Source organism: Novipirellula sp., from assembly GCF_041583735.1.
Classification (GTDB): Bacteria; Planctomycetota; Planctomycetia; order Pirellulales; family Pirellulaceae; genus Novipirellula.
Genome location: NZ_JBFHFD010000021.1, coordinates 1 through 14310 on the forward strand (window position 1 = coordinate 1; position 14310 = coordinate 14310).

Annotated in this window: 9 protein-coding genes and 2 pseudogenes; 4 read left to right on the top strand and 7 right to left on the bottom strand. The window is 55.9% G+C overall.

All coding sequences use genetic code 11. The annotated features are described in order from the left end of the window. Positions 1 to 376, bottom strand: a 376-nt coding sequence (locus tag ABX962_RS03240) for an alcohol dehydrogenase catalytic domain-containing protein (protein ID WP_372716568.1), incomplete at its 3' end; no start/stop codon positions are given. Positions 377 to 581: 205 nt separating this feature from the next. Between ABX962_RS03240 and ABX962_RS03245 the strand changes: the two genes are divergently transcribed. Then, entirely contained in the window at positions 582 to 3107 is a 2526-nt protein-coding gene (locus ABX962_RS03245) for a cation:proton antiporter (protein WP_372716570.1), read from the top strand. 121 nt (positions 3108 to 3228) lie between these two features. Here the strand turns inward: ABX962_RS03245 and ABX962_RS03250 are convergent, their stop codons facing one another. From ABX962_RS03250 to ABX962_RS03260, 3 genes are all read right to left on the bottom strand, one after another. Beyond that, positions 3229 to 3783, bottom strand: a complete 555-nt coding sequence (locus ABX962_RS03250) for a hypothetical protein (protein WP_372716572.1) — start codon at positions 3781 to 3783, stop codon at positions 3229 to 3231. Between the two features lie 258 nt (positions 3784 to 4041). Then, complete coding sequence (locus ABX962_RS03255; protein WP_372716574.1) at positions 4042 to 4635, bottom strand: YeeE/YedE thiosulfate transporter family protein; 594 nt, start codon at positions 4633 to 4635, stop codon at positions 4042 to 4044. Continuing rightward, a complete protein-coding gene (locus tag ABX962_RS03260) occupies positions 4628 to 5161 on the bottom strand; it encodes a YeeE/YedE family protein (protein WP_372716576.1) in 534 nt (177 codons plus the stop codon). Before ABX962_RS03260 ends, ABX962_RS03255 begins: the two co-directional genes overlap by 8 nt. Before the next feature lie 425 nt (positions 5162 to 5586). Between ABX962_RS03260 and ABX962_RS03265 the strand changes: the two genes are divergently transcribed. Both ABX962_RS03265 and ABX962_RS03270 read left to right on the top strand, forming a co-directional pair. Next, positions 5587 to 6039 carry a beta-lactamase hydrolase domain-containing protein gene (locus ABX962_RS03265; RefSeq protein ID WP_372716578.1) on the top strand — a complete coding sequence of 151 codons (453 nt, stop codon included), beginning with the start codon at positions 5587 to 5589 and terminating at the stop codon, positions 6037 to 6039. Between the two features lie 43 nt (positions 6040 to 6082). Next, positions 6083 to 6790 (top strand): annotated as a pseudogene (locus tag ABX962_RS03270) (sulfite exporter TauE/SafE family protein); the annotation flags it as partial. A gap of 95 nt (positions 6791 to 6885) precedes the next feature. Here ABX962_RS03270 and ABX962_RS03275 read toward each other — a convergent pair. The 3 genes and pseudogenes from ABX962_RS03275 to ABX962_RS03285 form a co-directional block, all read right to left on the bottom strand. After that, complete coding sequence (locus ABX962_RS03275; RefSeq protein WP_372716580.1) at positions 6886 to 8208, bottom strand: PQQ-binding-like beta-propeller repeat protein; 1323 nt, start codon at positions 8206 to 8208, stop codon at positions 6886 to 6888. A 124-nt stretch (positions 8209 to 8332) separates the two neighbouring features. Next, positions 8333 to 10789, bottom strand: coding sequence for a DUF1592 domain-containing protein (locus ABX962_RS03280; RefSeq protein ID WP_372716582.1), 2457 nt, complete (start codon positions 10787 to 10789; stop codon positions 8333 to 8335). A gap of 83 nt (positions 10790 to 10872) precedes the next feature. Further along, positions 10873 to 12168, bottom strand: a pseudogene (locus ABX962_RS03285) (DUF1552 domain-containing protein). Between the two features lie 626 nt (positions 12169 to 12794). Between ABX962_RS03285 and ABX962_RS03290 the strand changes: the two are divergent. Further along, positions 12795 to 14300 carry an endonuclease/exonuclease/phosphatase family protein gene (locus ABX962_RS03290; RefSeq protein WP_372716584.1) on the top strand — a complete coding sequence of 502 codons (1506 nt, stop codon included), beginning with the start codon at positions 12795 to 12797 and terminating at the stop codon, positions 14298 to 14300. Positions 14301 to 14310 lie beyond the last annotated feature (10 nt).

Consider the following 14310-nt stretch of genomic DNA (forward strand, 5'->3'; position numbering starts at 1 on the left):
AGTCGATTGCGACGTACTGGGCAAACGATCCCCAGTGAGTGAAACCGGGTTGAAATTGCCGTTCACACACTTGGTGTTCGCCCGCAGCACACTGACCACACGTGCCACAACCACACACAAACGGCACGGTCACTCGGTTGCCGACTTGCCAACGGCCGACGTGGCGGCCAACCGCTTCGATCACCCCTGCCAACTCATGCCCAGGCACATGGGGCAAGCGGATATCGGGATCGTGCCCCATCCATCCGTGCCAATCGCTGCGGCACAGCCCCGTCGCTGCGACCCGGATCACCACTCCGTGATCCGAAGGCGTCGGGTCCGCCACGGTTTCAATGGTCAATGGAGAGGCGAATTCGCTATAGATCGCTGCCCTCATGTTGGCTCTCGTTTTTGTTGCACGCTTGAAAACGGGGGTGTGGTTCGAGCGTTGTTTTAGCGAAACCAACCCGCCCGCGTGAGCCCAATGCCGTCTGCTTTGGCACAAAACCGTTGCCTGCGGCTTTGTTACAATGCGGTCGACGCATCGGTTTTTTCGGTATGAATACCATTGCCGAGTGTCGCATTTCGCTGCGGTGAAAAACATGATGCCTTCGCCTTTGTCGTCTTTTCTCGTGCTTGCTTCCTCCGAGACCTCTTCTGGCGGCGGGCATGGAGTGACCGAACAGGTCGCGGTGATCTTCGCACTTCTTCTGCTCGCGGCGGCGGTACTCGCGATTTGCAATCGGTGGAAATTGCCATTCACCGTGATGCTCGTCATGATCGGATTGACGCTGGCATTAATCAGCAAGCATGTGCCCGCGTTTCGCTTGTTGGCCGAGTACACGATTTCGCCCGACGTGATCTTGTTCGTCTTTCTTCCCACGCTGGTTTTCGAGTCGGCCTACAACTTAGAAGTTCGGCAACTTCAAAAGAATCTTCTACCCGTGCTGATGCTGGCCATCCCGGGGCTGCTGCTGTCGACGTTGATTATCGGTGGCATCGTCGCATTGTTGACGGAGATTCCCTTGGCCGCGGCACTGCTGCTCGGCTCGATCCTCAGCGCGACGGACCCCGTCGCCGTGATCGCGTTATTTAAACAGCTCGGCGCCCCAAAACGGCTGACCGTCCTGGTCGAGGGAGAAAGTCTTTTTAATGATGCGACGTCGATTGTCGTCGCTGGGATCCTGCTGAGCGTCGCGACCGACGGATTTAGCGGCGGAGCAGCACTGTATGGGCTGGCACAATTCTTTGGGGTGTTCTTCGGGGGGATCTTCGTTGGCATGATACTTGGCTGGGTGTCTGGGCAACTGTTGCAACGCGTCCGCGCCAACTCGGACATCGAAATATCGTTGACGATGGTTTTGGCGTATGGTTCGTTTCTGATCGCCGAACATTACCTGCACGTCAGCGGAGTGATGGCGACATTGGTTGCGGGGCTGATGATGGGCAGCTGGGGACGCACCAAAATCTCGCCCGAAGTCGGCGGCTTTATGCACCATTTCTGGGAGTACATGGCGTTCGTTTGTAATGCCTTGATCTTCCTGTTGGTCGGATTAAGCGTGGATTTAAGTGACCTTTACAACGCGATCGGCGTGCTGGCGGTCGTGCTGGTTGCAATGCAAATTTCGCGGGCGGTCGTGATCTTTGGACTGGTGCCGGTGACAGGCAAATTCTCGCAGACGGTCAGCAAGGCGTACCAAATCGTGATGGATTGGGGTGGGTTGCGAGGTGCAATCGCGTTGGCGATCGTGCTGTACCTACCCGACAGTTTTCCGTACAAGTCGCAATTCACTGCGGTCGTGATGGGCGCGGTGCTGTTCACGCTAATCGTCCAGGCGACGACGATCGGCCGACTGGTGCGAAAGCTTGGGCTGGACCAACCCAGTGCCGCCGACAAGCTGGCCAGAATCGAGGGACAGATTACTGCTAAGCACAATGCGCTCAAGCGGGTTCCCGAACTGCAGGCCGGTGGCTTCTTCTCCTCCGTCATCGCGAGACGGCTTCAGGATCGCCTCCTCCGCGAACTCGATGAGCTGACAACCGAACGCGAAAATTTGCGGGCACAGGAACTTAGCACCGACGAAGAGCGAGCGGTGGTCTATCTTCGCTGCTTCGGATTGGAACGAAAACTGTACTTTGACATGTTCACCAAGCGGCATTTGTCCGAGCGAGTCTATCGCGACTTGGCCTTCTCATTAGAGCTATGCAGCGAATCGATGCGGTATCAGGGCGAGTTGCCCAAGGCGACGATTTACGATCCCAAGCGTCAGGCGATACGCCAGAAAGTGACCCAAGTGATGCAGCAGATCCCGCTGGCACGCTGGTGGGCTAGCCGGATCGGCGTCGCTCGCACCAGCGGTGAGTATGCCCGCGCGTGGGGACGTTATCAGGGATGCGACCAAGTGCTCGCTCACTTGGACAAGATTGCAAAACAAGAGGATCGGTCGGTGGTCGAAGAGGTTCGCCGCCGCTATCAAGCGTGGCAAGCGTCGGCGAAATCGCGAATCGATGCGGTAGCCGAACAGTTCCCCGAATTCGTCCAACTGATGCAGGAACAACTTGGGGAACGATTGGTGTCGCAAGCACAACGCGAGGTCATCCAGAGCGAAAACATCGCTGGCACCATCCCCGATGGGATCGCGGGCGAAATTATCGAGAACTTGCGGCAACATGTCGGCCAACTCGATGCCAAAACGCTCAATGCAAAATTGCACGTTGACCCCAGCGAGTTGTTACGCAAGGTTCCGTTCTTTGAACAGACGCCGCCCGAGGAGTTCAATCGCGTGGCCAGCAAGCTGCGCGAGCACACGGTGCCCTCGGGACAAGACATCATCTGCGAAGGCCAAGCCGGTGATTCACTGTTCTTGATCGCCCGTGGCGTGGTGCGGGTGGTTAAAGACGTCGACGGCGAAACGAAACAGCTCAACACGTTGGTGGCGGGGCAGTTTTTCGGTGAATTGGCGTTGTTGTTGCGTGAACCCCGCTCCGCTACCTGTCGCGCGGTGACGCCCTGTGCCCTGTATGAACTTCGCCGTGTGGACTTGGACGCCGTGAGGAGTGCATGCCCTGCGATTCAGCAGTCGCTCGAAGAAGTCGCTCGAGAACGCCACGGTCGCGACGGAACGTAGCGGCATGGCCGTGGCAGTTGTCAGCAGAGGCAGTTAGGCAGTTAGGCAGTAAGGCAGTAAGGCAGTAAGGCAGTAAGGCAGTAAGGCAGAGACCTGCGTACCAGAGGCGACAACGCAACGGTCACCGATCCGTTGGGGCTTCGGAAGGGAGTTCGCTCGGTGGACTGAGCGGTTGCGAGACGACACTGGCTGTCGAGGCATCGACTGGTTTTGCTGGGCCGTGCGATGCATAGGCTTGCACCAACACCACTCCGATCACGACCGCCAACGTGCCAACGTACTGCATCGGATGGGCCGAAAGCAGCTCTTGCTTCATCCACAGTCCGATCGCGACCGATACAAGCGTGGCTCCGCCAAACACAATGGGCATGACCAGATCCGGGGCCCGGCTTTTGAATAACGCCAACGTGAGTGTTAATGCTCCGAACGCGCCGAGTGATCCGGCGATAAACCCCCAACGAACGGTCACGGGGGCAAAATGAAAGTTATCTTTGGTCGCCAGGATGCCCACCACCCCGCCGACAATCCCAATCAACAGATAGGCGACACCGATCAAAATAAAGGGTTTGAAGGGACTCTGTCCTGACACACGCGACGTCTGCAATGCGGGACCGTACATGCCCCAAAACAGACCGGTCAGCAGAGCGAAAACAATGCCGTAAACTTTCGGACTCATAGCGGCTCGGAGTGATGATAGGGGAGGATGCAGCGAATGGACGCATGCGGATCAGGCAAGTGTGGCAGACGACGTCATTGTCTCAGTTGTTTCCCCCGCAGGGAATATGGCGTAAACTTTGGAACATGTGGATTCGGCGAAAGATCCAACATGCAGGGGGCTGAAACAAAGTTGCCCGACACAGGCCGATGTGCCCGTGCAGTGGTTTTGTTCTCCAGAACGCGCTCTACGGTCTGACGACGATCGCTACCGCGTGAATCACGCACTCACTTGCTTTCTGCGGCCGATCGGTTTGGTTCGTGGCCTCAGCGTCGGATTGTGTCTCAGCCGAGCGAAGAAGAAGGCGGCCAACGCCACGGACACCAGCCCTCCGATCCAGAGCCAAGGCGAGGTTCCGGTCCACTGCGGAATCGTGATCTCACCCGCATCGCCCCAAGCTTTGGCAAACGCAGAGAGTTGGGGATAGAATCCGACAAACAGCGCGGCTCCGAACAACATCCCCACGACGCCAACCATCGCGTCTCGGCGTCCTTCGCCGCACGCCGCGACACTGGTTCCAGGACAGTAGCCAAATAGCGACATGCCTGCGCCAAAACAAGCACCGCCAACGAGGATGCCGACCCAGGCAAGGGGTTTGATATGCAGCGAAACCGCTTCGGTCGGTAACAACGCGTAGATCCCGATTGCCCCAACCACCACCGCCGTTCCCATGATCTTGACCACGGTCCAGTCACGGAACAGGAATTGACCCAGGATGACGTGATACTTGGCGACGCGTCCCTTCTGAAGCAAAATGCCGAACACGACTCCGGTGATCAGCCCAAGAGCAAGTTTCCAAATTGGATCAAACATCTTCGCTAGTCCTCCGGCCGTACAGTAGAAATGCAGTAAGGATGGCAACCGTGAAAAACGTGATGCTAAAGATCCAGCTCGAGGCGGCAAGTTGCAGACTTCCACTGATTCCGTGACCACTGGTGCAACCTTGCGCTAAGCGAGCACCGAACATCATCAATCCAGCAGCAAAGAATGCGACACTCAACCGAAGTGCGGCGCTGTTGCCGAACCGACGCTGCCACATCGCGGGGACCACGACCGGTTCGCGATCTCCTGATGAGAACGAACTGAGCAGGCTTCCGAGCAAGACACCCACCACCAGCATCCATTCCCAGCCGATCTTGGGCGAGTGGTCTTGAAAGTAGGTATTCGACTCAGCGAATTGCGGAGCCACTGCCTCCATCCCGATCGCAACCGTGTGTTCAAACGCGGTGGTGATTCCCAGCGGATGGTCGGCACTCCAGAAAGCGAACCAACTGAGCACGCCAATCCCGCCCCCAACGAGATAAGGTGACCAGGCGTGCTTTGCTAACGGATTTTTCATCGCAGCTACCCTGAATTGTGGATGTCAATATTGAAGCGTCCTGTCCTGCATGCCGCAGAGGGACGTTGATGAGTCCTGTCAAATGAGAAAATGAATCTGCAACTTCTGTTCCGAATCCCATCGACTTTGTGAGCCGACGACGCTAGCGGCGGGACTGGTGAGATTCGCGTTATCAACACCTCGACAGAAGCCAGTCGGCATAACGTAGCCTAGGCTTCCAGCCTGGGGACAACATCGAACCCAGGCTGGAAGCCTAGGCTACGTCTTGCAGCTTCTCCGCCTTATCGAGCGATGCCGACAGACTTCTTCCGAGGTGCTTAGGATCCTATTCGACTTGGGGGGGCACCCAAGCTGTTACCGGTATCGCATTTGCTGCGGGTTACTCTCCTGCAGCTAATTTCACTTAAAACGTAAAAGGAAGCCCAATGTCCCAGCGGATGAAAATAAGCGACGAAATCACTGTAGGTCCCCAGCCATCGGCAGACGAAATTGAGAAAATCGCGGCGGAGGGATTTGCATCATTGATCAATTTCCGAACAGCGGGGGAGGATGATCAACCATTGTCGCCCGACGCCGAGCAACAGAAGGTCGAAGCGAATGGGTTAAAATATCTGCACATTCCGGTGTCGATGCAGGATATGTCACCCGAGTTAGTCGATCGGTTTCGCGAAAAATTCAGTGAACTGCCCAAGCCGGTTTTCGCCCACTGTCAATCGGGAAAGCGGGCAGGCGCGATGGTCATGATGCACATGGCCGCCGAGCAAGGGATGTCGGGAGAACAGACGCTCACGCAGGCTAAGAAGATGGGCTTTGAATGCGATCAGCCTGAGTTAGAACAGTTTGTCAAAACCTACGTCGATTCCCGTAGTGCTCGGTGACACCGCCGCCAGCGACCGCCTATTCTCGTGACCGAGGCCAACGATGGATCCGCTTCTAATTGCCCTGATTCTGGCGGTGCTTGTTGGGATCACGCTAGGCATTTTTGGGGCGGGCGGTTCGATTTTGACGCTCCCCATCTTTACCTTCGTGCTCGGCGTCCCGGTCGGGCAAGCCGTGGTGATGTCGATGGTCGTGGTGGGGGGATCCAGTTTGCCGGCGGCAGCACGCTATTGGCAGCAAGGCAGTTTTCATCCTCGAGCGGCGATCTTATTATCAGCCACCGGAACGCCGGGAGCCTATCTTGGTTCGTTCCTTACTGAATTGGTTTCCGAGCGAACGTTGTTGCTGATCTTCGCCGCGATCATGCTGGCGGTCGGGGGCGCAATGGTGCGGGGACGAGCCGAACAATCGCATCACGAGCGTCGTTGCCGCGTTTGGCCGTGTTTATTGATCGGGGCAGCTGTCGGAGTGCTGACTGGATTTTTAGGGGTGGGTGGCGGTTTTCTGATCGTCCCAGCACTGGTGCTGTTTGCCGGTATCGACGCAAAACGCGCTGTTGGAACCTCGCTGGCGATCATCACGTTGAATACGCTGGCGGGACTTGCGGGACAATTGCGTTCGACAAGCATTGACTGGGGGATCACCCTTGCCTTTCTGGGGCTGGCGTTTCTCGGCATGCTGGTTGGGGTGGTTCTTGGCGAGCGGCTGCCGGCCGAACGAATCCGCACCGCATTTGGCTGGTTCGTCATCCTGCTGGCAGTGGTCATTGGTGGGCTCGCGATAAGCAAGGGGCCCGCGGACGACTCGGCGTCCTCGGCATACAAGCGAGCGCTGCAGCCGAGCTTTTACTCCTGCGAAGCCTTCGCGATACACCACAGCGCCTCGTCGGTGCGAATCAGGATGTCGTTGCCGGCTACAACGACCGAAGCGTTCGTTTTTTCGTCAAGCGAGTTCGCCGCGATTTGCTTGAATGCTTTGGGATCGGGTTTAAAAACCGTCGTCGTGCCAGACTTGGTCAGCAGGAACATGCGGCCGTCACCAGTTTGCGTGATGCTGGACCACGTGCCCCCGCCATCGGTGCGTTTCTTCCAAAGCTCGTCTCCCGTTTGAACATCGAAACAACTCAGCACGCCATTCATGTTGCAGATGTAGATCGATCCGTTGTCGACAACCCCGGTTCCCAACCAGCCTTGATCTTTGGGTTTATGCCAGATCCGGTGCGTCGGTGTCACATCGCCGCGACCGCCCGCCCGGACCGCCAGCGATGCGCCGCCATAGCCTCCCAAGGCGACGACCACGCCATCGGATTCCATCGGCGATGCGTACGCCAAAGGTCCCGTCCCGCCACAAGTCCAAAGCTGCTGGCCGGTCGATGGATCAAAGGCACTGACGCGGCGCGACAACGCGGCAACCAATTCGAAGTGACCCTCGACCTCAACCAAGATCGGCGTGTTCCAAGCACCTCGCAGCCGTTCACTGCGAGCTTTGTTGCTGCCAAAATCGTTGGCATTGCCGTCATTCTCGGGGCCGCTGAGAGCGCGTTCAGCATCGTCATCCAGTGCGTCCACCTGCCAGCGTGTTTCGCCAGTAGTCTTGTCCACGGCGATCAGGAACTCGTTGTTTCCCGGCCCGAACAACAGGATGCACAAGTCGTCGTGCAGAATCGGCGAGGACCCGTAGCCCCACATATGCTGCTGCGTGCCAAGGTCGCGTCGCCACCGTTCGTTGCCATCGACATCCCAGCAAACCAGCCCAGCGGAACCAAACCAAGCGATCACGTGTTTCCCGTCAGTTACCGGTGACGCTGAACAATAGGGATTGGTTTTGTGCGAAGTTTCCGGTTTGTCGTACCTGACGCTACGACGCCAAACCTCGCGACCGGTCTCTCGATCCACGCAGAATAGACTTCGCTGGTTCGTTTCCGAGAGCGGTTGAGTGAAAAAGACACGGTCGTCCCACACGACCGGCGTTGAGTTGCCCGCTTCTGGCAACTCGATCCGCCACTTGACGTTTTGGTCCGTCCCCCACTCGCTCACAACACCGTCGGCCGACGTGGCGCCCGATCCCGACGGGCCTCGCCACTGCGGCCAATTCGAGTCGGCTGCAAATGATGCCGAAACCAAGCTCACGAAACAGAAGGCCATCGCTACGTAAAAGGCCGTTTTCATAGTGATTCCTGGGACATGAGGAGGGGGCGTAAGAAGGACGGTAGTGGATCTTGCTAAAGATCCTGTATGCGGAATCTTTGGCAAGATCCACTACGGCCAAGCTTGTCAATTAATTTTTTGGGACTCAACGCGATCGAAAAATCTCGCTGGTCAGCGTTTCGGATACCATCGTTTGCAGTCCGTAGTCGGCGGCTTTGACGCGAATCAAAATATCATCGATCTCATACTGGTCCGTTCGCTCCATGTGGCGGCCCGACGCGTACGTGAGCAGTTTCTCGATCAGATTGCGGGCAAACAGATCGCGGCGACTTTCCAAAAGCACCTTTTTGAAACCAGGAAAGTCATTGTACGTTTCACCCGAAGGCAATTTGCCCGACGGATCGACCTTCGCCGCCGATCCCTTGCCTTTGGCCTTGGGGTATCTCTCTCGCCAACGTCCGATAGGGTCAAACGTTTCAAGTGCATAACCGAGCGGGTCAATGTTTCGGTGGCACACGAAGCACGCTTTGTCCTGGCTGTGTTTCGTTAGCTTTTCACGGATCGTGGTCGCACCGCTCACATCGGCGTCAATCGCAGGTACCTCGTCCGGCGGCGGTGGTGGCGTGATCCCAAGGATATTTTCCAGAACCCATACGCCGCGTGTCACCGGAGAAGTGTCGACGCCGTTGGCGCTGACGGTCAGTACACCAGCCATTCCCAGCACGCCGCCTCGCTGTTTGTTCTTCGCAAGGTTGACTCGCTGAAATCCGTCGGCTAGGCGGAGCGTGTCTCGCTCAGGTAATCCGTAAAGCGTTGCCAACTTTTTGTCGACAAAGGTGTAGTCCGCATCGAGAAAATCGATCACGGATCCGTTCTCGTCAAGCAGATTCCGAAAGAATAGACGTGCTTCCTGCTTCATCGATTCAGGCAAGTTTTGGGCGTAGTATTCCCAGGCCGCATTGCGAGGCGGCGGCAGATTACCGATGTCTCGCAGGTTGAGCCAACTATCGAGAAAGCCATTGATGAATTCGTTGGATCGATCATCAGCAAGCATCCGAGTGATCTGTTTTCTTAATTCGTCCGTCTCGGTCAAACGGCCGGATTGGGCGGCGGCGAACAGTTCATCATCCGGTGGGGCCGCCCACAGTGCGTAGGAAAGTCGCGAGGCAAGATCGAAGGGGCGAAGCTTCGTTTCGTCTTCGAGGGTGATTTCGCTGAGGTACAAAAACGAGGGCGAGCAAAGGATCATCTTCAGCGTATCCAAGGCGGCCTGACGTGGGCTGGCTTTTTCGGATAATCGTTTCCGATAGATCGCCTCGATCCGCGTGCGATCGGTTTCGTCCAGCGGACGCCGGTACGCTCGTTGACCAAACGCGACTAACTGCTCGATCGCTCGATCTGTCTGAAACCCTTCCTTCCCAAAAACTGCCTGTTCCTCTTTGCCGCCACCGGGTTCGGAAAGCGGACCATGGACGTTGACCTCGCCGATCTTGATATGCGGCAGCGCTCCTTCACGAAGCAGCGATGTGCGGCTGACCCCGACCTTCGGTGCTTTGAACTCATCCTTGTATCGCTTGTTGGTTTCGATCACCGACGCTCGTGATTCGTACGGGCCGTTAGGAAAAATGAATCGAGGCGTTTGTCCAGCCTCGAGCCAGACACGAAAACTCAACCACTCGGGTTGGTCGTCCGGCACAACCGTGGTGGCCAAAACCGGTTCGATGGCTTGCGGGTAGTGAATGTGTCCCTTGGTGGCGTCGCCTGGAACCACCGCCAATTGAAAGGGTTCGGAAAAGTCGATGCGAAAAATCTTCGGATCGTAATGGGTATCGCGATGCATCGCTTGCGCATGAACTTCGATGTCGTAGAGTCCTGACACCGGGACTCCCTCTAAAAAGTCCTCGATGTGCCCATAGCCGCCTTGCCGCGTATCGGTATTGGGTTGTTCGTACAAACAGAGGTACTCGAATTTGAACACGCTGCGGTGGGCGCCGGTGAGTTCTTCGTACTGCTGAAAATTGTCGGTAAAGTGCCACGATTTTGGCTGCATTGCCGGTTTACCAAGACGAGTCTCGACCAGCCGTGATGCGGCTTGCAGGTATTGGTCCAGCAGAAAGCCCGACGTCACCAACGCCTCGCCGATCGTGTCCATATGACCGCTGGTGTTTTCCTTTGGAAAGTCCGCGGTCAGCCCCAACGTATCGACGCGGCGGTCAAACAGTGTCGCAAGCGTGTTTTCATACTCACGGTTGGAAAGCCGACGCATCACGGTGCGGCCACCCGAGCTTTTGAGATTTTCGCGAGCCTCCGCGATACTGTTTCGCAACACACTTAGCAGTGCTAAACGCTCGTCGTCGCTCGGTTGCTCGGCATCTTCGGGCGGCATCATCTTTAAGGTCACCGAATCAATGATTTCATCGGCAGTGATCAATTGCTGCTCCGACGTGAACGGCAGCTCGAACGACTCGAATTCGCGTTCGCCTTCGGCCGAGCCGGTGTCATGGCACTGCAGGCAGTACTCGCCGAGAAACTTCGCCACCGCTGTACTGGCATGGGCAGCACCGTTTTCGGACGCCGTTTCCGCTGCGGCGATATCGGCCATCGCGGCTAGAGCAATACTGATAACCCCGATGGCGCAAAACGCCCCGCGTCGAACAGACTCACAGAGATACATAGTGATCGCGTTTACGAGAGGGTGCCGGTGCTGGTTCCGAACGAATCCTTTTGGACACCCATCCGTTGGGCAATGTCGACGAACAAATTACACAGCGGGACATTGCCCGAGCGTTTGGAACCGACTTTCTTGAACTCGCCGCGGCCGTAACCACCGCCCGCCATCAAGATCGGCAGGTCCGTGTTGGTGTGCGAGCTGCCGTTGCCCATTCCGCTGCCGAACAGCACCGCGGTCGATTCGAGCAAGCTCTGGTCGCCATCCTGGATTTCTGCAAGCCGTGTCAAGAACTTTCCAAATTGCTCTAACTGATACGACTCAAGTGTAATCAGATGCGCGATCGTTTCCTCGTCATTGCCGTGATGCGAGAGACTGTGATAGGACTTGTCGATCCCGAGGTTCTGTGGCAGAAAGCTGCCACCGATTTCCAACGTGGCGATTCACGTCGAATCGGTTTGCAGCGCCAACGCGATCAACTCGTACAGCATCGGCAGGTCATCGACGGTGTTCGTGTCGGCCGGTTTGTCAAACGGGGCATCCGGTTTGGGTTGGTCAGCCCAGCGGCGGCGGACTTCGAGCCGTTTTTCGACGTCGCGAATCGAGCTGAAGTATTCGTCAAGTTTAGCTTTGTCCTCTTGATTGACTCGCTTGGATAGAGAACCCGCTTCTTCGCGGATCGAATCGAGAATCGAAGCTTCCACGGCGGTGGATTTGACTTTCTGAGCACGCCGTTCTTTTGATTCCGTGACGAACAACTTGTCGAATAGTTCGGCGGGGCCTGTGATCGGTGGGACGCGGACGCCCGATTTGGTCCACGACATTTGGCAACCACCATGGATGCCTCCTTCGGACCCCACCGTCAGCGATGCGAACCGCGTTTGCCCGCCTACCTCATCGGCCAGGAATTGGTCAATGGTGACGTTGCCATCGGGGCGATGCTTCGATTCGTGGTGCAGCACGCCTGACAGAAACGTGTGCACGGCGAAATGGCCTCCCCGCAAACCGTGATCAAGGCCACGATAGATTGTGATCTGGTCGCGGTTTGCCTCTAGCGGCTTCAGCAGCGTGGTCGGCTCAAATTCCTTACCGGTGGTTTCCGGAAAAAAATGCTTCTGCTGAAATCCAAGCAAGTTGCCTACCGCAACGAAGCGGCGAGCACCGACACCCGCGCCGTGGGTCGCTCGAACAGCCGAGTTGCTACTGACCGACTCGGCCCGCAGTGATGAAAGTCCAGGCAGAGCGAGCGATCCGGCAACCGAGCGGAGGACGAAACGCCTGCGATCAAGATTTTTTTTGTTTAATTTTGACATGCTGCCATTCTATCCAAAATCGGATCGCAATCCAACGTCAGCGAGAAGACGTTGTGAACCCTTGTATTTGAGCGATCGGAAGCTTCGTCCGCTATAGGAAAACGAGCGATTTACGCGTGCTTCGCAGCGATTGGCCCCCCTCCTCTATAGAATTTCAGCATTTTGTTCCAGCTCCAAAAAACATAGTCCATAGATGTTTTTCAGGCGGAGTCGTCGAAGTCGTTTGCTTTGGCGCCGCGAAGAATCAGTGATCGCCCGTAGTGGATCTGGTCAAAGACACCGATTTCACTTGTTCCCAATCGCTCGTTTGGGAACGAGAGAGGTCACGCATCTGCGTTCTCAATTCGATTCGGGTAACGATTAATCCGATTGGTCGGCGTGAAATTCGTCGGAGGCCTTCGGCGCGGAGTAAAATGAAGCCAATAACGAAACTGACTCGTTTTTTCGTTGCAGCAACATTGAAATATTACTCATCTTTTTGAAGTTTGTCGGTCAGCGACTGTACGCAATCTATATTCATAAAGAGCGCGAAGTTCGACAGGGATTGTTTGGGGGCCGGGGATTCATTTTTTTAATAAAAATGTTGGCACGGGACGCTTTTAAGACTCGGAGCTTTGAGTACGCAAATGCAGCATATTAGAATTGAATACACCGAGAACATTATCTCACGCACCATCCAGGGAGCGTGGCAGGAAATGTCGTTTGTGGTGCGGGTGGATAATCTTTCTTATCAAAAGCACGTGGCGATCCACTGGTGCGGTGAGGAGGGTGAGTGGCATATCGATGAAGCGTCCTACCGCTGCACATTGCCCGATGGAACTGAGTTGTGGTACGCCTGTATACGTCGCCCTCTGACGTCCGAGCATTCGCTGCCAGGCAACATTCGTTACTCGGTCAGTTACGAGTGTGCGGGGCGAACGTTCTGGGACAATAATCACGGTCTGGATTACAAGGTTGATGCAGACGCCGGTGTTATCGTTTATCGCGATGTCCCGATTCAGCATCTGTTCTATGATCCGGTTTTACAGGGAGGCAAAGTCTCGCTGTCCGTCGACTCTGCGGTTCGATCTTCGCTCCACGCCAAGAGCGTGCGGATTCACTGGTCCACCGATAAATGGAAGACGAGCCATGTGACGCGTTGTTTCAAACGACCGAATCACTGGGACCTGGTTCGCGGCAGTGTCGCGCGGAACCCCAACCGGTATGGCTGGGAGATCTGGACGGGACGCTTGCCGATTCATCATTCGTATCGAGTGGAATATGCGATTGAATCGGAGACGGATCATGGAGTGGTCTGGGACAACTGTCATGGTGCGAATTATCAGTCGCGGCGAAGTACGCTTCGCGTGCTGACGCTGAATCTGCACTGCTACCAGGAAAACGATCAAGAATACAAATTCAAACAGATTGCTCAGGCGATCCAGGACTTTCAAATTGATCTGGTGTGCCTTCAAGAAGTGGCTGAGAACTGGAATGATGGCAACGGTGACTGGGCGTCCAACGCAGCGCGGCGGATCAATGCGTTTCTGCCGTTTCCGTATCACTTGCACACCGATTATTCGCATCTGGGGTTCGATCGATTTCGCGAAGGCGTCGCGATTCTAAGTCGCCATGAGTTTTCGACAACCGATTCGGGATATGTTTCGGACAGTCAAGATATCTATGACATTCATGCGAGACGCGTCGTTATGGCGCAGGTACATATTCCCTATTTCGGCCCCGTCAACCTATTCAGTGCTCATCTCAGTTGGCCCGAAGATGGTTTCTATCCGCAGTTTGATCGCACGCGTCAATGGGCCGATGAGCGTCATGACGAAAATGTGGCGGCGACGCTGATTTGCGGTGATTTCAATATCAAAGCCGGTTCAGGGGCTTATTGCCACATTGTGAATTCCAGCGAGTATGAGGATCAGTATCTCAAGACGGTGAATCGACCCGCCTTCGACCAAGTTTACTGCGACCGCGTTCAGGATATCGAGGGGGCGATCGGTCATGATGGACGGATCGATTACATCTTTCTCAAAAAAGGATCTCGGGTGCAATCGATAAACGGGCTCGAGCTGTTTACCGACCATTCCTACGGTCGCGTGTCGGATCATACCGGTTATTACGTAGAATTTGAACTAACATAACGTCATTGAA